Annotated in this window: 17 protein-coding genes and 1 riboswitch; of the genes, 11 read left to right on the forward strand and 6 right to left on the reverse strand. The window is 66.6% G+C overall.

What is annotated here, in order from left to right:
* Nucleotides 1-75: 75 nt before the first annotated feature.
* The 3 genes from ABEA06_RS10235 to ABEA06_RS10245 form a co-directional block, all read right to left on the reverse strand.
* Nucleotides 76-768 (reverse strand): DUF305 domain-containing protein, encoded by a 693-nt coding sequence (locus ABEA06_RS10235; RefSeq protein ID WP_345311430.1) that lies wholly within the window; start codon nt 766-768, stop codon nt 76-78.
* Nucleotides 769-1,047: 279 nt separating this feature from the next.
* Entirely contained in the window at nt 1,048-1,557 is a 510-nt protein-coding gene (locus tag ABEA06_RS10240) for a DUF305 domain-containing protein (protein WP_345311431.1), read from the reverse strand.
* Between the two features lie 179 nt (nt 1,558-1,736).
* Nucleotides 1,737-2,147: a four-helix bundle copper-binding protein gene (locus tag ABEA06_RS10245; protein WP_129702182.1), complete on the reverse strand. Its 411-nt coding sequence runs from the start codon at nt 2,145-2,147 to the stop codon at nt 1,737-1,739.
* Nucleotides 2,148-2,744: 597 nt separating this feature from the next.
* A riboswitch (cyclic di-AMP (ydaO/yuaA leader) is annotated at nt 2,745-2,937 on the forward strand.
* Between the two features lie 5 nt (nt 2,938-2,942).
* Here ABEA06_RS10245 and ABEA06_RS10250 point away from each other — a divergent pair.
* The 4 genes from ABEA06_RS10250 (at nt 2,943) to ABEA06_RS10265 (ending at nt 7,781) form a co-directional block, all read left to right on the forward strand.
* Entirely contained in the window at nt 2,943-3,605 is a 663-nt protein-coding gene (locus tag ABEA06_RS10250; protein WP_129702180.1) for a C40 family peptidase, read from the forward strand.
* Between the two features lie 274 nt (nt 3,606-3,879).
* The gene (locus ABEA06_RS10255; protein ID WP_129702178.1) at nt 3,880-4,764 is read left to right on the forward strand and encodes a C40 family peptidase; all 885 of its coding nucleotides are present in this window, start codon (nt 3,880-3,882) and stop codon (nt 4,762-4,764) included.
* A gap of 1,155 nt (nt 4,765-5,919) precedes the next feature.
* Entirely contained in the window at nt 5,920-6,642 is a 723-nt protein-coding gene (locus ABEA06_RS10260) for a response regulator transcription factor (RefSeq protein ID WP_129702176.1), read from the forward strand.
* On the forward strand, nt 6,639-7,781 hold the full coding sequence (locus ABEA06_RS10265; protein WP_345311432.1) for a sensor histidine kinase: 1,143 nt from the start codon (nt 6,639-6,641) through the stop codon (nt 7,779-7,781). Before ABEA06_RS10260 ends, ABEA06_RS10265 begins: the two co-directional genes overlap by 4 nt.
* A gap of 77 nt (nt 7,782-7,858) precedes the next feature.
* Here ABEA06_RS10265 and ABEA06_RS10270 read toward each other — a convergent pair whose 3' ends face one another.
* Nucleotides 7,859-9,070 carry a heparan-alpha-glucosaminide N-acetyltransferase domain-containing protein gene (locus tag ABEA06_RS10270; protein WP_345311433.1) on the reverse strand — a complete coding sequence of 404 codons (1,212 nt, stop codon included), beginning with the start codon at nt 9,068-9,070 and terminating at the stop codon, nt 7,859-7,861.
* 744 nt (nt 9,071-9,814) lie between these two features.
* Here ABEA06_RS10270 and ABEA06_RS10275 point away from each other — a divergent pair.
* From ABEA06_RS10275 to ABEA06_RS10305, 7 genes are all read left to right on the forward strand, one after another.
* The gene (locus ABEA06_RS10275; RefSeq protein ID WP_345311434.1) at nt 9,815-10,027 is read left to right on the forward strand and encodes a heavy-metal-associated domain-containing protein; all 213 of its coding nucleotides are present in this window, start codon (nt 9,815-9,817) and stop codon (nt 10,025-10,027) included.
* Between the two features lie 131 nt (nt 10,028-10,158).
* Nucleotides 10,159-10,992, forward strand: a complete 834-nt coding sequence (locus ABEA06_RS10280; RefSeq protein WP_345311435.1) for a heavy-metal-associated domain-containing protein — start codon at nt 10,159-10,161, stop codon at nt 10,990-10,992.
* A 73-nt stretch (nt 10,993-11,065) separates the two neighbouring features.
* Nucleotides 11,066-13,396, forward strand: a complete 2,331-nt coding sequence (locus ABEA06_RS10285; RefSeq protein ID WP_345311436.1) for a heavy metal translocating P-type ATPase — start codon at nt 11,066-11,068, stop codon at nt 13,394-13,396.
* Nucleotides 13,397-13,427: 31 nt separating this feature from the next.
* Nucleotides 13,428-13,661, forward strand: a complete 234-nt coding sequence (locus ABEA06_RS10290; RefSeq protein WP_129702166.1) for a YHS domain-containing protein — start codon at nt 13,428-13,430, stop codon at nt 13,659-13,661.
* Between the two features lie 101 nt (nt 13,662-13,762).
* Nucleotides 13,763-14,092 (forward strand): metal-sensitive transcriptional regulator, encoded by a 330-nt coding sequence (locus tag ABEA06_RS10295; RefSeq protein WP_129702164.1) that lies wholly within the window; start codon nt 13,763-13,765, stop codon nt 14,090-14,092.
* Nucleotides 14,093-14,495: 403 nt separating this feature from the next.
* Nucleotides 14,496-15,434 (forward strand): phosphogluconate dehydrogenase (NAD(+)-dependent, decarboxylating), encoded by a 939-nt coding sequence (gene gnd, locus ABEA06_RS10300; protein ID WP_345311437.1) that lies wholly within the window; start codon nt 14,496-14,498, stop codon nt 15,432-15,434.
* A 42-nt stretch (nt 15,435-15,476) separates the two neighbouring features.
* Nucleotides 15,477-15,776 carry a glycine betaine ABC transporter substrate-binding protein gene (locus ABEA06_RS10305; RefSeq protein ID WP_338032830.1) on the forward strand — a complete coding sequence of 100 codons (300 nt, stop codon included), beginning with the start codon at nt 15,477-15,479 and terminating at the stop codon, nt 15,774-15,776.
* Nucleotides 15,777-16,165: 389 nt separating this feature from the next.
* On the opposite strand, the gene ABEA06_RS10310 is transcribed toward ABEA06_RS10305, so the two are convergent.
* Both ABEA06_RS10310 and ABEA06_RS10315 read right to left on the reverse strand, forming a co-directional pair.
* Nucleotides 16,166-16,909: an SDR family oxidoreductase gene (locus ABEA06_RS10310; protein ID WP_345311438.1), complete on the reverse strand. Its 744-nt coding sequence runs from the start codon at nt 16,907-16,909 to the stop codon at nt 16,166-16,168.
* A 133-nt stretch (nt 16,910-17,042) separates the two neighbouring features.
* Nucleotides 17,043-18,113, reverse strand: coding sequence for an IS110 family RNA-guided transposase (locus ABEA06_RS10315; protein ID WP_101650415.1), 1,071 nt, complete (start codon nt 18,111-18,113; stop codon nt 17,043-17,045).
* Nucleotides 18,114-18,456: the final 343 nt, after the last annotated feature.

Consider the following 18,456-nt stretch of genomic DNA (forward strand, 5'->3'; position numbering starts at 1 on the left):
TCGAAGTCTGTCGTTGATCGGTTGGGGCCACCCTAACAGGTGGCCCCCACCGATCGCGCTGTTTCAGTTCGGTGATCAGCCGCGGCCGGCGAGCCAAGTGCGGAAGTCCGCGACCTGGGCCTGTTGGGTGGTGATCCCCGCGGTGGCCGCCACTCGCAGCTGCGGGTGCACGGCACGGGACTGCGGCTCCAGGAACTCGATGATCCCGCTCTGGTGGTGCGGAATCATCTTTTGCACGAAGGCGACGTCGAAGTCCTCACCGGCCTCCACGGCCGAGAGTTCCTCGATCATCATCTGGGTCTCCTCCTCCAGGATCTTCATCTCCTCCTGGGCTTCTGCCGGGGCCTGAGCCATGGCCTCTTCCGGGGTCAGCCCGTACCACTCCTCCAGCCACCGGGTGAACTGGTCGATCTGGTGCTCCTGGTTGGCGATGATGTTCTCCGCGTGCGTGCGGATGTCCGGGCTGACCCCCCGCTCAAGCTCCAGCTGGGACATCTCGATGGCGGCGCGGTGGTGCGGGCTGATCTCGGCCAGGAACGTGATTTCCAGCTCTTCGCCCTCCAGGGTGGCCAGGGTCTCGCCGAACTCGTAGGCCGTCGGCGACGTCGGGTCCGGCTGCAGCATTTCCGCTTGGGAGTGGGAGGAGACGGGGGTGGCCTCTCCGTGAGCGAAGACCGGGGCGGTTGCTCCGCCCAGCAAGGTGGCAGCGAGGGTGAGGCTGGATGCGGCTGCGGCGATACGGCGGCCGCGGGTGAGGGTGGGAAGCATGATCAGGTCTCTCTTTCGGTGCGAACAGGCCCGGAGGATGAACCCGGTTCAACCACTAGATAGGCGGCCTCGGGCGGACCGTGGTTCGCCACGGTGGGAGGCACGAACCCGTCTGCAGTGCCGGAGACGGGGGGAGAGGAAACCAGGCGGAGCACTCGGGCCGGGCGTCCGGCCGAGTTTCCTCTTGCACCGGTGGGTGCCGCTCAGCGGCCTCCACCGGTCAATGGTGCACATCAAGTGCCGAGGGCCCGCAGCCCGGGTCGGCCCCCGTTCAGCGGGTCATTCGTAGCGTGTGAGGATGTCTTGCATCTGGGCGATCTCCTCCTGCTGGGTCTCCACGATGGTGGCGCACAGGTCTTGGATCTCGGGGTCGGTGATGTTCGATTCCTGGCAGACCAGGATGGCCCGGGAGTGGTGCGGGATCATCGACTTCAAGAATCCCTCGTTGCCCACTCCGACCTCGGCGCGCCCGAAGAGCAGCGCCGCGACGAACAAGGCGATGAAGCCGATGAGCAGGGCGATGTTGAGCTTGGTGTTCTGGAACATCGACCACATGCCCACGACCATGAGTGTGGCCATCGCGGTGACCATGATGAACGCCATGTAGAGGTTGCTGGGATTGAAGTAGAAGTGGTCCCAGGTGCGGATCATCGACATCGTCAACACCCACATCAGCCCGAGGTTGACCAGCAGGATGGCCGCGAAGATCCAGTACATCCGATTCGAGGTGCCGTGGTGGCCGGCCTTGTCTTCGTGGCGCTGGTTGCGAGCACTCGCGTTCGTTGTCATTGTCCTCGTTCCTCTGGTGACTTCCTCGTGCATCAGGTGCATCACCCGGGCGGCAGGTGCGTCATGGCGGTGCCCTGACCCCTAGAGGTCCGGGATCCACCCGTAGCGCCGATCCCAGCCGGCCACGGGCCTTCTCACCGCCCCCGCCGCCCGGATGATGGGTCAGCGGGAGGTTCTGCTCAGCCCAGGGAGGCGACCAGCTCGGCGCAAGCCGCCTCACAACGCCGGCAGGCCTCGGCACAGATCCGGCAGTGCTCGTGCATGTCCGCGTGCTGCTCGCACTCATCGGCGCACGCCTTGCAGGCCATCTGGCAGGCCTTGATCGCATCCAAGGTGATGTTCGCGTCGTAGCCGGTGTGACGTGAGAGCACTCGCCCGGTGGCCTCGCACAGGTCCGCGCAGTCCAGGTTGGTGCGGATGCACTTGGTCAGCTCCGCGACCATGTCCTCGGACAGGCAGGCATCAGCGCAGGCGGTGCAGGTCTGGGCGCACTCGAAACACGCCTCGATACAGGCGGCCAGCTTCTCCTTGTCCACCCCACCGAGGTCCTTCGGGTAAGTCTCCAGCATCGCGCTCACGTGATGGGTCATGGCTTGCTCCTTCGTCGGTTCAACAGGAGACGAACCGGCCGGAGCCAGCCCGCCATGCCATCGACAGTAGACTGCCTTTTCCATGTGACGCGACCCAAAATCTTGAAGATTTGATGAAGATGAACACCTCAGCGGTGCGCAACTGCATCCCATCGACTGGTTTTTTGCATCGATGCAGCGGGCCGAATATAGAGATTCCGTGAAGAAATCCCGTCGTGCATCTCGAAATGGCGCCCCGAGACCTTTCCAAACTGTGAGCCACCTCGAAAGTTCCCCCACGAAGCCTTGGTGTTTGCCCATGGAACACTGGAGACTACGCGTAGTCCCAAGTCTCTTGCCGTCGTCGACTGTGTCCAGCGAAATGCGCGCCACGATGCCATTTTGCCCAGTCAGACCGGCCCTAATCCGCCAATAGCTGCGTGACGAGTTCAGCTGGGCGACGAACCTATCTCTTCCGGAACGCGCCTTCCCGGGCCCAGGAGCCCGGCTTCTCAGCCCCGACCGAGGGAAGAAACCGGGTTGTGATCTAAACGTGACACTTTCGTTATGGATGGGCTACTGTCCACTGCGTGCCGCTGATCGATCTGGTCGGCACCCTCGTGCACATCGCCGAATTCTGCCGGTGCCCGGGGTCCCTGAAGAGAAATCGCTTGGCAGAAGCGGGGGAACCATTTTCGGTCCCGGTGACCCGGGACCTAGGGGTTAAGTCGCCCAGGACGTCTGCGTCCGGAGCGGCCGGGTGTCTCCCACCCGCATCCGACAGCTCACCTCGTAGGCAAAGGGAGGAACACACCCATGACTATTTTCAAGCGCAGCACTGCCCGCCACCGCGCCGAGACCACCTCGCACCTGGTGCGTACCACCACGATCGCCGCTGCCGCCGGCGCGGCTGTGATCGGCTCCATCGCCCCGGCCCAGGCCTACGCCGAGATCCCCGCGGGCACCGCCACCGCCTACTCGGCCCCCGCGTCCGCGCTGACGACCTACTCCTCGACGGCCACCCAGGCCGTCGTTGCCCCGCAGACCGTCTCCACCGCCTCCACCCAGGCCCCGTCCGCTCCTGAGCAGAGCGCTTCGACCGCGACGGTGTCCACCCAGTCGGCGGACATCACCGAGATCACCGGCGCCTCCGGGATCGTGGGCACCGCGATGCAGGGCGCCGGCACCGGCTACGTCTGGGGCGGGACCGCCTTCGGCGCCTGGGACTGCTCCGGGTTCACGAAGTGGGCCTACGCCCAGAACGGCATCGAGATCCCCCGCACCAGCTTCCAGCAGATCGCCGCGGCCACCCCCACGGCTACCCCGCAGCCTGGGGACCTCGTCTCCCAGAACGGCGGGGCCCACATCGGCATCTACATCGGCGGCGGCAAGATGATCTCCGCCCTGAACCCCACCCAGGGCACCTTCGTCCACTCCGTCAACGCCATGCCGGTGGACGGCTACTACACCTACCGCTGAGCCGGCCCGCCCTCCGCAACGACCGGAATCGTCGCGGAGGGCCCCGGTCCTCGCCCCGGTTGCACAAGAGAATCCCCGCCTCTCAAGTGAGTTTTTCGTCCACTGCGGGCACCACACCTCTCCTCCACTCACCCGCCGTGCGCGGTGCTCCCGATCCGGGGCCCGCTCTGCCGGACACCGTGACACCCTGCACCCCTGACCGGGGTAATCCGTGCTGTCACCACACCGTTCCGACAGATCCCCCCGGCCCGCCAGAAAGCCCGCTGAACTCCTCATGACTCGTGACCTGACCTCCTCGAATGGCCTCGGCTCGCTCCTCACCGGCAAGGCCCGCACCGTGGCCGCCGTCGCGGCCTTCTCCGGCCTGGCCCTGGCCACCACCGTCTCCGTGCAGGCAACCCCGACCTCGGATGCCTCCACCGACGCCCCGCTGTCGGCCGTCGCTGCCGCCACCCCCACCGCAGCGCCCACCGTGTCCCTCGAGCCGGTCGCCCACGTAACCACAGCCGAAAAGAAGACCAACCAGAAGAAGACCGAGAAGAAGGCGGAGCAGAAAGTCGATGCCCCGGTCGTCGCGGCACCCGCCGTGGCCGCTCCGGCACCGAAGGCCGTGGCCGCCCCGGCCCTCGCACCCGCCCCGGAGCCAGTCGTCCAGGAGCCAGTCGTCCAGGCGGCCCCGAAGCCTGTCACCGCACCCGCCCCGGTGGCGTCCCCCGCCCCGAAGCCGACTGTGCAGGCGGCCCCCAGGCCCGCCGCCGCTCCCGCCCCAAAGCCGGCCGTGCAGGCTGCTCCGGCCGCCGAGCGCACGGTCACCCCGCAGAGCTCATCCTCCGGCAAGGGCGCGGCCATCGCCTCCGCGGCCATGGGACAGCTCGGCGTCGGACAGGACTGCACCGCAGCGGTGAGCAACGCCCTGCGGGCCGCCGGGATCAACTTCCGCGGCTGGCCGGCTGAATACTTCACGCTCGGCACTCAGGTCTCCGCCGGCCAGGCCCAGCCCGGCGACCTCGTCTACTACGCCGACGGCGGCATGGGCACAGCCCACATCGGCGTCTACATCGGCGGCGGCAAGGCCGTCCACGGCGGCTGGAACGGCGGCAGCACCGTCGTCGACAGCGTCAACGTGGGCACCGGCCCCGTCTACATCCGCGTGCGCTGAGCGCACGCCAGCACAGTTTCCGGGTGCGCGGTTCCTGGTCGGCCAGACAGGTTCCGCGCACCCGGTTTCCGCATCTGGAGGCACCTTTGAGCATCGAGCAGCTGGCCACCGTCGTGTCGACACCCCGGGAGCACCCCAGCAGGGTGGCCTGCGCTCCACCGCGTCGCTGTCGACGATGACCCCGTCCGCTGTGACGCCGGGGGCTCCAGTGTTCTCCTGATGACAGGACCGGCACAGCCCCCAGACCACCCTCCAGCGGCCAACACCCTCAGCTCCGGCAACCCGGAGAAGTCGGCCCGTCGAAGGCGAGAAGTACAGAGAACCGGAACGAGAGGCACCGGGAACTGTTGGCGTGGCGGCGTTGAGAGTCCACCACCGCCTCCGGTCGCCGTTTTCCGGGGCAGAGTGCATGAATTGACCCATATCCTCCCGGCTCTCCCGCAGACTGGTCTCCAGGACAGGGCCACGGCACCGACCAGCACCGGTTTGCGGTCTGAGGCCGCTGGACTGGCCGTGGCGCTGCTTGATGGTCAGGCTCTCGCCCCTTCCCAGCTCCGGCCGGTGGGACCACTGGCCAGATGGCCCCGTCCCGACCGATGTGTGGCGGAAGGAGCGACATGTGCACGTGGACGGTGGCAGCGACACTGAGAACCTCCGTCCGGGTGGAAGGTCCCTTGGCGCAGTCCCTGAGGCAGGCCCTCACGGTCTACGACGGTAGCCTGCGAAGCTACGGGCCAGGAGGCGTTTCCCTCACTATGCACGTGGAGGCCAGCACCAACGCCACGGCCTATGTTGCGGCCCTGTCCGCTCTGGCGATCGACGTAATGCCGTGGGTGGCCGGAGCGGATCTGGCGGATCTACGGGTGTCCGCCTCCGCGCACCATTGGCAGGGCCCCAAGACCCTCCTTCCCGGCCAACCTACCCCCACCTCCCGGCATCACTCTGCCCCTGCTCCCCCACCATGCCCGCAAAAAGGAGGCCTAGGTTCTTCCGGCCCGCGGGGTGAGAAACCCGAGGCGCCGCATCCATGACGTCACCCGCACCATGGCCGGGCGAGACATCTCGTGCCCCGGCACGACGGCCATGTTGCATCAGCCCCACCACCCCATGCCCCGAACCTCAGGCACGGTCCCACCCACTGATCAAGGAGCCCACATGCCCACGCCCCCGACCGGCCGGATCCTGGTGGTCGACGACGAGACCGACCTGGCGCAGCTCGTCGCGGGATATCTGCGCAAGGCCGGGCTGGAGGTCGCCGTGCGCCACGACGGCACCGAGGCCGTGGCCGCGGTGCGCGATTTCACCCCGGACGTGCTGGTGCTGGACCTCGGGTTGCCCGGGATCGACGGAATCGAGGTGTGCCGTCAGGTGCGGACCTTCTCGGACTGCCACGTGCTGATGCTCACCGCCCGCGACGACGAAGTCGACAAGATCGTGGGCCTGTCCGTGGGCGCCGACGACTACGTGACCAAGCCCTTCAGCCCGCGCGAACTCGTGGCCCGGGTCCAAGCCATGCTGCGCCGGGCCCGCCCAGGAGATGCCGAACCCACTGCAGGCTCCCAGCACAGCCAGCAGGCGCTGGTGATCGGGGAGCTGGTGGTGGAGGAGGACTCCCGCCAGGTGCACCTGGCCGGGGAACCGGTGGCGTTGACGCGGATCGAGTTCGACCTGCTCCTGTGCCTGGCTGCCCGCCCACAGCTGGTGCTCTCCCGCCGGCAGCTGGTGGAGATGGTCTGGGACACGCACTGGACCGGGGACGAGCACCTGGTGGACGTGCACATCGGGCGGATCCGCAAGAAGCTCGGCGACGAAGCCACCAACCCGCGGTTCATCCACACCATCCGCGGGATCGGCTACCGGATGGGCACCGGGCGATGAGCGCCACCGTTTCCGAGCGCACCCACCGCTGGTCCTGGAGCCCGCTGACGGTGCGATTGATGCTGGCCCAGACCGCGGTGCTGGCCATCGGGCTGATCATCGTGGTGATCACCGCGGTCCTGGTCGGACCGAGGATGTTCCACCACGAGCTCGTCGAGACCGGACACGCCGATGAGGCCCTCGGGCTGGTGCACCTGGAGGACGCCTTCCGCTCGGTGAGTCTCACCGCCCTGACCATCGGAGGGCTCCCGGCGCTCTACCTCGCCGGGATGCTCACCTTCTACCTCTACCGCACCATCGGGCGGTCCCTGGCCTCCTTCAGCGCCGCCGCCGGCGAGGTGGCCGCGGGCAACTACGACGTGCGTGTCACCTCCACCGGACTGGGCCCGGAGTTCGACTCCCTGGCCTCCTCCTTCAACGACATGGCCGCCAAGCTCGACGCCGTGGACACCACCCGGCGTCAGATGCTGGCCGATCTGGCCCACGAGATGCGCACCCCCCTGGCCAGTCTCAAAGGACACCTGGAGGGCATCGAAGACGGAGTGGTCCAGTGGGATGAACGGACCACCAGCATCCTCTACGCCCAGATCACCCGGCTGGAGCGACTGGCCCGCGACATCCGCCAGCTCACCGCCGCTGAGGAAGGTATGACCCACCTGCAACTGACCCCCCAAGACCCCAGCCGGCTGGCAGCCCAGGCGGTCGCGGCCGTCCAACAAGACGCCGCCGCCCAGGACATCTCGGTGACCTCCATCAGCACCGGCATGGAGGTCACACCGGTGCTGGTTGATCGGGAGCGGATGGGACAAGTGCTGGGCAACCTGCTGGAGAACGCCCTGCGCCACACCCCGCCCGGAGGCGCCGTCACCGTGCACACCGACTACGCTCCGGAGGCGGTCACTGTCACCGTCACCGATACCGGGGGAGGCATCAGTGAGGAGCATCTCCCGCACGTGTTCGAGCGCTTCTACCGCGCCAACACCGGCCGGGAAGCTCACCGCGGAGGCTCTGGCTTGGGGCTGGCCATCAGCAAGTCGCTGGTTGAGGCCCAGGGTGGGTCCCTGGAGGCCACCAGTGAGGGCCCCGGGCGCGGGACCAGCTTCCGGATCCGCTTGCCCCACCACACGCCCACGGACTGACCGCAGCGGCATCGCCAGGCCGGTCTGCCTGCGACGGCGGCGGGCGTGGCCCGTCATGTCGTTGCTGCCTGCGCTTCCTATCCGTGGCCGTTCTTGGCCGGCCCGCCCAGCACCAGCCGGCGGGTGCCTTTCACACTGGTGCTGACCACCTTCTCCAGCGGCCCTTGTCCCAGGCCCCGATGCCAGGCCACCGCGAACAGCGCCGCGACCGCCAGGTGGACCATGAACCACAGGTAGGGCAGCTCGTAGTGGATCTCGAAGGACAGCGCCACCAGATGGGCGGTGTAGAGGGTCAAGGTCATCACGCCCATCGCCGACAGCGGCAGCAACCATTTCCCGATCTTCGGGCCGATGAGCAGGAAGACTCCCAACACCGCCAGGCCCACCCCCAGACTGGCCGCGATCGCCAGCGGGGTGTTGGTGTGCGGGGTGGCGATCGCCAGCCACCACGCGGTGTCCGTCGGCAAGGAATCCGGCCCCCAAACCAGCACATCATCCAGCTCGTGCTCGCCCATCGAGGAGGCATCCAACAACTGCTGGTAGCCGCCGAAGGCGTAGAGCAGGACATAGGAGGTGACCCGGGCGAAGATCGCCAGCCCCACTCCCACCACGACCAGTCGAGCTTGAACCTCCGTCTTGCGCAGGTTCAACCGCCCCAGCCCCAGCCCCACCAGCAGATAGGTCATGTACGGCAGGGCCGGGTAGGTCCCGGTGAGCAGCAGCTGGGATGCCGTGGCACCGGGCTGTGTCAGCAGATCCGTGAACGTGGGGTTGTAGGAGACAAATTCGGGCAACACATCTTGGAGGCCCTGCATCAGCAGCGGGGACACCACCCCGAAGATCGCCGCAGAGATGAACAGGAACTTCGGACCTGCGTGCAGGAACGGAATCGCCAGCAGGAAGAACACCCCGTAGTAGATCAAGATGTTGTAGGCCGGCGGGTCCTCCGACATCAGTGTGCCGATCCACAGTCCCACGATCGCGATCAGCATCGCGCGCACCACCAGGCCGATCCGGTCAGCGGTCATTGTCCTGCCCTCGTGCGGGTGCCGCCCCCCGGAGGTCAGTGCCAACCCCACCCCAGCCAGTAGGGCGAACAGGGCCGCCGAGTCCCCCGAGAACAGCCGCCACGACCAGCTCGCCTCTCCGGTCTCCTCGTTCCAGGCCGGCAGCAGGTGAATGGCCATCAGCCCGATCAGCGCCAGCCCTCGAGCCGCATCGATCCCCACCAACCGGCGCGTGGGCCGGACCACCGCGTCTGCGAGACCCGCCGGCGGATGCTCTCCCATTCTCGGTCCACTACTCATCATTCCCCCTGTTGACAACAACGTCCCGGTGCATCCGGGACCGTCCTGCCCTCAGGGTGGTCCTCCCACTTGGAGTGCCCGTCGCGGAATTCTCAAGAATCCATAAAGACTTCAGGATCCATGGAGCGCAGAGGTGCTCACTCCTACGGTCACCACACGAAAGGAGAAAAGGGAATCACAGCACAGAACCCGCGGGGCCCCTTGGGGGCCTCGCGGGTTTCCGCGCCCCGGACCGGGTCCACGCTTCACCTGAATAATGACGGGTGCCCCGGCCCTGGGGAGCAACACCGGGGCACCCGTATGCCCGTACACGGGCCGATGAGAACGGGGGGTTCTCAGGTGCTAACTATGCCTTCGTTGACTCGAAAAATCAGTCCTCAAAGCACCTCAAAGAGCAAGCTTCAGGAAATCTTCATGTTGTCTTGAGAAAAGCTCAACAAGCGACTTCGATATCAATAAAGGGAGTCAGAGCTGAGCAAAGGGAACGCCGCCGTCTCGTGTGCCCGTGGCACTGGCAAGCACCCCAGGTCGGGCCCACGTGGTCTCCACCGGCAGGCCAGCGCATGGATCGAGCACCACGGAACCCGCCGCGACCATACCGCCTCGCCCCTGACCTGCCACCACTTTCCCTCCCACGGCAACACTTGACAGATGTACCCCTGGGGGGTACACCTGTACATACACATATACCCCCCCCAGGGGTAACTAGTCGGGAAGGACGGGACCATGACGACCACTCAGTTCCAGGTGACCGGGATGACTTGCGGGCACTGCGCGATGTCGGCGCGTGAGGAGGTCCAGGAGGTCGCGGGCGTGACCGGGGTGGAGGTCAGCCACCAGAGCGGCCAGCTGACCGTCACCAGCGATCTGCCGGTGGACGAGGCAGCGGTCGTCGCCGCGGTCGAGGAGGCCGGCTACCAGCCAGCGCGGTCGGCGTGAACGCCGCCGCACGGCTAGGGGCCTACGCAGCGGGGCTGGCGGTGGTGTTCACCGGGGCCTTCGCGGCGGCCGGGGCCGTAGTGCCAGAGACGACAGTGTCGGCCTGGACACAGCAGGCGGAAGGAACCCAGATGGCCCAGCACACCGACAGCGGCCAGGACCCGGTCGAGACCACCTCCGGCAGCCACGCGGAACACACTCCCCAGGGCGTGAGCAGGGAGCAGAGCGGCTACCTCCTCCAGGAGGTCTCCGCGCCGGGGACCACCGGGGACGCCGGGGAGCTGTCATTGACGATCACCGGGCCCGACGGGGCCCCGGTCACTGAATTCGAGACCTCCCACGGGAGACAGATGCACCTGATTGTGGTGCGCTCCGATGGCACCGGGTTCCGTCACGTGCACCCGGTGATGGATGAGGCCGGGCGCTGGTCGCTGCCGTGGCAGTGGGAGGCGGCCGGCACCTACCGGGTCTACGCCGACGTCGTGCCGGTCGGTGCGGAGCAGAATTTGACGCTGACGCGCACCGTGGATGTGGCCGGAGCCTTCACCCCGGCCGCCCCGGAGGCGACCGCCACCGATGAGGTCGATGGGTTTCAGGTCTCGGTGGAAGGCGACCTGTCGGCCGGGTCCACCTCGGATTTGACCATCAGCGTCACCCGGGACGGACAGCCGATCACCACCTTGGAGCCCTACCTGGGTGCCTACGGGCACCTGGTCGCGTTGCGCGCCGGGGACCTGGCCTACCTGCACGTCCACCCCGAAGGTGCTGAGCCGGTCGCCGGCGAGGTCTCCGGGCCCGACGTCGAGTTCGCCACCACGGCCCCAACCCCGGGCCGGTACTACCTCTACTTCGACTTCCAGGTCGACGGGCAGGTCCACACCGCCCAGTTCGCCCTCGACACCACCGGGGCAGCTGACACCAGGCCCTCGGCTGGCGCTACAGCTGAGGGCCACGGCGAGCACTGACCCGTTCCCGGCCCACCACTGAGAGCGTCGCGACCGGATCGGTGGCGCCCCTATCGAGAGAAAGAAGCACCGCATGTCTGCATCCTCGGCCCAGCCGCAGTCACTGGGCACCGACGTCGAGCTCGAGATCGGTGGGATGACCTGCGCCTCGTGCGCCAACCGGATCGAGCGCAAGCTCAACAAGCTCGAGGGCGTGAGCGCCAGCGTCAACTACGCCACGGAGAAGGCCCGCGTCAGTGCCCCGGCCGGCTACGACCCGCAGGCGCTGATCGCCGAGGTGGAGAAGACCGGTTACACCGCAGCGCTACCAGCACCTCGGCAGGCCGACCCCGGTGTGGCAGTGGCCGAGGAGGCAACGGCGGAGGACGTCGAGCTGCGTACCCTGCGGCAGCGTCTGATCGGGGCGGCGGTTCTCGCGGTGCCGGTGATTGCGATGGCGATGATTCCCGCCCTGCAGTTCGACTACTGGGGCTTCGCCTCCCTCGTGCTCGCCGCGCCCGTGGTGGTGTGGGCCGGCTGGCCCTTCCATCGGGCCGCGTGGCTGAACCTGCGCCACGGCACGGCGACGATGGACACCCTGATCTCGATGGGCACGACTGCGGCCCTGTTGTGGTCGATCGTGGCACTGTTCTTCGGCACTGCCGGTCAGCCCGGGATGGTGCACCCCTTCGAGCTGACCATCTCCCCCTCCCACGGGCTGGGGAACATCTATCTCGAGGTCGCCGCGGGTGTGATCACCTTCATCCTGCTCGGGCGTTACTTCGAGAAGCGCTCTAAGCGCCGGGCTGGGGCGGCCCTGCGCGCCCTGCTGGAGCTTGGGGCCAAGGACGTCGCTGTCCTGCGCGAGGGACGCGAACAGCGCATCCCCATCGAGGATTTGGCCGTGGGGGATGAGTTCATCGTGCGCCCCGGGGAGAAGATCGCCACCGATGGGGTCATCGTCTCCGGCACGAGTGCTATCGACGCCTCCATGCTCACCGGTGAGTCGGTACCGGTGGAGGTCACCGCAGGGGACGCAGTCACCGGTGCCACCGTCAACGCCGGCGGCCGGCTCGTCGTGGCCGCCACACGGGTCGGTGCGGATACGCAGTTGGCGCAGATGGCCCAACTGGTCGAGGACGCCCAATCCGGCAAGGCCGAGATCCAGCGTCTGGCCGACCGGGTCTCGGCCGTCTTCGTACCCATCGCGATCGCGATCGCCGTGGCCACGCTCGGTGCGTGGATCGGCGCCGGGTTCCCCCTTGCGGCCGGCTTCACCGCCGCGGTGGCGGTGCTGATCATCGCCTGCCCCTGCGCCCTGGGCCTGGCCACCCCGACCGCGCTGCTGGTCGGCACCGGCCGGGGCGCCCAGATGGGCGTGCTGATCAAAGGACCCGAGGTGCTGGAATCCACCCGGCGGATCGACACGATCGTGCTGGACAAGACCGGCACCGTCACCACCGGCAAGATGACCCTCGCCGAGGCGATCCCCGCCCCCGGCGTGGACCGGGCCGAGCTGCTGCGCCTGGCCGGGGCCTTGGAGAACGCCTCCGAGCACCCCATCGCCCAGGCCATCGCCACCGGTGCCACCGCTGAGGTGGGAGACCTGCCCACACCGGAGACTTTCGAGAACATTGAAGGCCTCGGGGTCCAGGGCATCGTCGAGGGCCACGCCGTACTGGTCGGCCGGGAGGCCCTGCTCGCCGAATGGGCCCAGCACCTCGACGACGAACTGCGCCAGGCCAAGCAGGCCGCCGAGGCCCAAGGCAAGACCGCGGTGGCGGTCGGCTGGGACGGGCAAGCACGCGGCATCCTCGTAGTCGCCGATGAGGTCAAGCCCACCAGCGCCCAAGCCATCGCCCAGTTCAAGGAGCTCGGCCTGACACCGGTGCTGCTCACCGGGGACAACCAGGCCGTGGCCGCCCAGGTCGCCGCAGAGGTCGGCATCGACCAGGTCATCGCCGAGGTGCTCCCGAAGGACAAGGTCGACGTCATCGCGAAGCTCCAGGAGCAGGGCAAGACCGTGGCGATGGTCGGTGACGGCGTCAACGACGCTCCCGCCCTGGCCCAGGCCAATCTCGGCCTGGCCATGGGCACCGGCACCGACGTGGCCATCGAGGCCGCCGACATCACGCTGGTGCGCGGGGATCTGCGGGCCGCCGCGGACGCGATCCGGCTCTCCCGACGCACGCTGAGAACGATCAAGACGAACCTGTTCTGGGCCTTCGCCTACAACACCGCGGCCATCCCCCTGGCCGCCTTCGGACTGCTCAACCCCATGCTCGCCGGGGCTGCCATGGCCTTCTCGTCCGTCTTCGTGGTCACCAACAGCCTGCGCCTGCGCTCCTTCACCAGCCAGGCAATCAATCAACAGCCGTCATCGGCGGCCCCGCGCCTCCGCACGCGGCAACCGGTCGAGGCCTGAACCCACCCACCGATCGAAAGGAACAACCGTTATGTGCCACCACGACGAGCACACTCATCACCATGGGCTCGCGAACGGCCACCAAACTGGGGTCTCCGGCGACGAGACGGCCGAGTGCCCGGTGATGCCCGGCAACCAGGTCGTCAAGGCCGACGCCGAGGCCGCAGGGCTCGTCCGCGACTACCAGGGCCAGCGATACTGGCTCTGCTGCCCCGGTTGCGGCCCCGCCTTCGACGCCGACCCCGCCAGGTACGCGGCCGCCTGACCCCACTCAGTACTCCTTGGGCCGGCGGCTCCGGACCAGCTCCACAGCCGGCCCGGAGCCGCCGGCCCCTACGACACCCACAGAAAGATAAAGACACCACCATGGACACCACCCCTGTCCCCGAGGCCACCGACACCGAGTGCCACACCACCCACGGCTACATCAGCGACAAGGACCGCTACCTCGCCCGCCTCAAGCGCATCGAGGGCCAAGCCCGAGGCATCCACCGGATGGTCGACGAAGAACAGTACTGCATCGACATCCTCACCCAGATCTCGGCCCTAACCTCCGCACTACGCAACGTCGGACTCGGATTGCTCGACGACCACATGAAGCACTGCGTCTTGGACGCCGCTCAACTCGGCGAGGACGCTGCCGAGGCCAAACTCAAAGAAGCCTCCGACGCCATCGGCCGCCTCGTACGCTCCTGACACAGAGCCGACCCCGCCCACTTCTTCCCGGGATACGATCAAAACTGCGACCGGCAAAGATGCGATCGCCTTGGCATAGATCCATTCCAATAGTTGCGACAAGAGTCGGCAGCCCGGCAAACGGATTCACGACGGCGTAGGCCTCTCCAGAAATCCTGCTGCCATGTTCTAGCGTTCGCCACGGTACGAGACCCTGATCAGAGCATCCCGGCCATGTTGCCGACCAGAACGTTTCCTCCAGTACCAGGTGCACCCCAGGGTCGGACCGTGAGACCGTGTGGAGCACCCAGGGGCGGGCAGGCCCGTGACGGCTGCGCCTGGCGGAGAAGGACTGCCCCTGCGCGGCGAAGCCCTCCGGACCGATGCCCGTCCGGACGACGCACAACCGACGATGGAGCACACCATGCAGATGGGACTCGTAGGACTGGGCAAGATGGGCGGCAACATGCGCGAGCGGCTGCGCCAGGCCGGGCACACCGTGGTCGGCTTCGACACCGATCCCGGGCTCTCCGACGCCGCAAGCCTCACCGCCATGGTGGAGCAAATCGACAGCACGCCCCGCGTCGTGTGGATCATGGTGCCGGACACGGTGGTGGACACCGTGATCGACGAGCTCGCCGGAGTGCTCGGCAAGGGGGACGTGATCATCGACGGCGGCAACTCCCGGTGGATTCACGACGGCCCCCGCGCGGAGCGACTGGCGAACCAGGGCATCGAGTACCTGGACTGCGGAGTCTCCGGCGGTGTGTGGGGGATCACCCAGGGCTACGCTCTCATGGTGGGCGGGGACGAAAGCACCGTGGCCAAGGTGCAGCCGATCTTCGACTCCCTCAAGCCCGCGGGCGAATTCGGCTTCGTCCACGCCGGCGAGCACGGTGCGGGCCACTTCGCGAAGATGGTCCACAACGGCATCGAGTACGCGATTATGCAGGCCTATGCCGAGGGCTGGGAACTGCTCGAGGCGGCCGGTCACGTCCGCTCCGTGCGGGAGACGTTCAACTCCTGGCGCGAAGGATCAGTAATCAAGTCGTGGCTGCTCGACTTGGCAGTGAACGCCCTGAACGAGGACGAGCACCTGGACCGGCTCAAGGGCTACGCCGAGGACTCCGGGGAAGGCCGGTGGACGGTCGAGGCCGCCCTGGACCTCGCCGTGCCGGTGCCCAACATCTCCAACGCCCTGTTCGCCCGCTTCGCCTCCCGGCAGGATGAGGCCCCGGCGATGAAGATGATCGCGGCGATGCGCAACCAGTTCGGCGGGCACACGGTCCGGGACGTGGACGCCGCCCCCGAGCACGTCGAGTCCGCTCCCGGGGAGGAGCCGGCGCACCCCTCGGAGCAGTGAGCCCGGCCGTTCCCTACGGGCCGGCTGGAACTGCACCCCACGGTGCCACCACGACCCCAGCCTTGCTGGATCGACTGCGCCGCGGCGGAGAACAAGGACGCCATGGTGGTCACCTCCGGGACCGCGGAGCAGTACGGGCTCACGAGCATCGCGGACCTGGCGGAGGTGTGCGGGGAGCTGGTGATCGCGGGTCCGCCCGAGTTCGCCGAGCGCGCCTACGGCCTCGACGGCCTGGAGGAGAAGTACGGCTGCGTGCCCGAATCCTTCGAGCCGATCAACGACGGCGGCTGTCAGTGTCCGAAGTCGACTGCACGTATACCCGAAGTCCTCTGCACACGCTAAGCCCGGTGGTGTGGCTTTCGCCTTCACGGGACCGGGGTTCTGTCGATGCTCCGTTGGAGGTCTCCGCATCTGGGGATGCGGCCAGGCCGCGCTGGCTGACGCTCCGTAAGCCGATCCTTCATCGGGAAGAACCCAGAGGCGTTCGGTCCAGTCCCGGCAGCCGCTTCCCATCGGTCGGCGAAGGGGTTCGTTGATCAGGTCCAATGCGAGGGCTGCAACGATGAGGGGTGCTGGTCGACGGGTGCGAAGGTCGAAGGTCCCGTCCTTCCCGGCGTGCGGATCATGCACGGGGCCGGACGGCCCCGACGATGAGATCGTTTACTCGCGAGACGAGCCCGCCGATCAGGTGATCATGGAAACGCCGACCCGCCCACAGATCGACCTCCGGCTCACCAGTCCTGCCGGGTGGGGGAGATGATCAAGTCGTTGACGGTGACGTTCTCAGCCTGGTTCAGCGAGTAGACGACGGCAGAGGCGACATCGCTTGGATCGATCGCTACCTTGTTCATCTCCTCTGCAGCCTTGCGCCCTTCGGGGTCGTTGACCTTGTCCACCCATTCGGTGTTGATCACACCGGGGCTGATCGTGCTCACTCGGATGCCATGATTCACGCCGAGGTTCTTGCGCATCGACTCGGTCATCGCCTGGATGAAGAATTTCGTCGAGCTGTAAACCCCTGCGGAGGGATCGGCGCGGTGGCCGACGATGGAGTCCATGTTCAAGATCTGGCCGGAGCCCTGTTCGAGCATCGTCGGAAGGACGCCGGCAATCATGTAGAGGTAGCCCTTGACGTTCGTGTCGATCATCTTGTCCCAATCATCGACGGCGAGATCGGACCATTGAGAGAACAACATCAGCCCGGCGTTGTTGACCAGAATGTCGATCGCTCCATACGTGTCGAGCGTGAACTGGGCCAACTCGGCGGTATTCTTTCGAACAGTGACATCGGTGGCGTAGCTGGTCGCTTCGCCGCCAGCGCTACGGATCTCAGCGACCAAAGAGTCGAGTCGATCGACATTGCGGCCGACGGCAACGACTTTCGCGCCTTCTGCGGCGAGGGCCTTAGATGTAACTGCTCCGATGCCAGCCGAGGCACCGGTGACGATGATGGTCTTGGCGTCGAGGTGATTCATTCTTGATCCTTTCGTCTGCGCATAGTGCCCTGGCACACGTTCACGAAAGCCCTTTTGCTGGTCAATAGGCGTTGAACGTGCTGGACATAAACCAACTGCGCTCGAGGCTGACTGACAGATGCTCCTATAGTTGTCAACTCATGATTTCGCCGGTTCGCGGGTCGGTCTTGACGAGGTGGTAGACCTCGCGGATCACGTAGCGTTTCAGACAGCGGATGATGTCGCGTTTGCTCTTGCCCTCGGCGGTGCGACGGGCGACGTAGGCGATCGTGGGCTCGTGGAATCTCATCCTGACAATCACGGTCCGGTAGATCGCCGCGTTGAGTTGCCGATGTCCGCCATGGTTGATGCGATGCTTCCCACTGGTCATTCCTGAACCGGTCGGAACAGGGCTGATTCCGGCGAGCTTCGCGAACGCGGCCTCGCTTCGGATTCGTTCGGGATTGTCACCGGCGACGATGAGGATCTCCGCGGCGGTATCGACGCCAATCCCGAATTCGTCAAGCAGGTGCGGCGCGCGTTGGAGCACGAGCTGCTCGATCTGTGCTTCGAGTTCCTTGGTTTCTTCGCTTAGTGCGATCCAGCGCTTCGCGATCGATCTGAGCGCGTAACGGTTCGCATCTTCTGGCGTCTCCAAACCCCGCGGACGGAGCGCGGCGCAGTGCCTCGCGACCATCTTCTGCGTTTTCTTCGCCGTCTCCCGGCGAAGGTCCTCAGAAGAGTGGACGAGCATCGCTTTGAGGGTAACCATCGCGCCGGTGCGGTCCTTCACCGCGGTATCGTGCGCGACTTTCAGCTGTCGAATCATCTCAACGACGCCGTCCGCGGTTTTGGGGATCGCGGTCGCGAACCCGGCGAGCACTGCCCTGGCAGCGTTCTCTGCGTCGAGGGTGTCGGACTTCCCGTTCAGTCTCCGCAGCCGCCGATCAGGACGGGAGACCTCGATGACCTTGTGCCCGTGACGGCGGACGAAAGACGTGAGCGCGGCCCCGTAGGAGCCGGTGCCCTCGATGCCGAACGCGATGATCTTCCCGAATCCCGCAGCCCACTCAAGGAGTTGTTTGAACCCGGCGGTGTCGGTCGCGATCGTGAGAGTCGCGAGGATCCCGCCGACAGAGTCCATGACTGCTGCGACGTGGATGTGTTTGTGGGTGTCGATGCCGATTACGATGTGCCCTGATCTGAACTGCTCAACATCGTCCATGATGCTGTCTCCTTCGCCCGTTATCGTGGGTTTCACGCTGTCGTCGGCGGGTGGACAGGACTGTCACGGGGACGCTGTCGAAAGTATGCTCCAGGCTCCTATTAGGTCACGCCCGACCGGCGGCAGCGCTTGATACAGCCCCGGCCGGACGGTCGACAGATCAACGCAAAGGCACCATGCGGGCCAATCATAAGCAAGGGTCAAACCGCGCCGGCCGGGACTACCCGATTCTCGCGGAACCCGGCAGAAACAGACTGACAGTCATACGAGTCACCACGTGACCCGACCGACGCGACAGCATCCTCTACCGCGAGTCGCTCCGCGTAACGCACGGCACGATACT

It is taken from the genome of Kocuria gwangalliensis, assembly GCF_039544365.1.
Classification (GTDB): Bacteria; Actinomycetota; Actinomycetes; order Actinomycetales; family Micrococcaceae; genus Kocuria; species Kocuria gwangalliensis.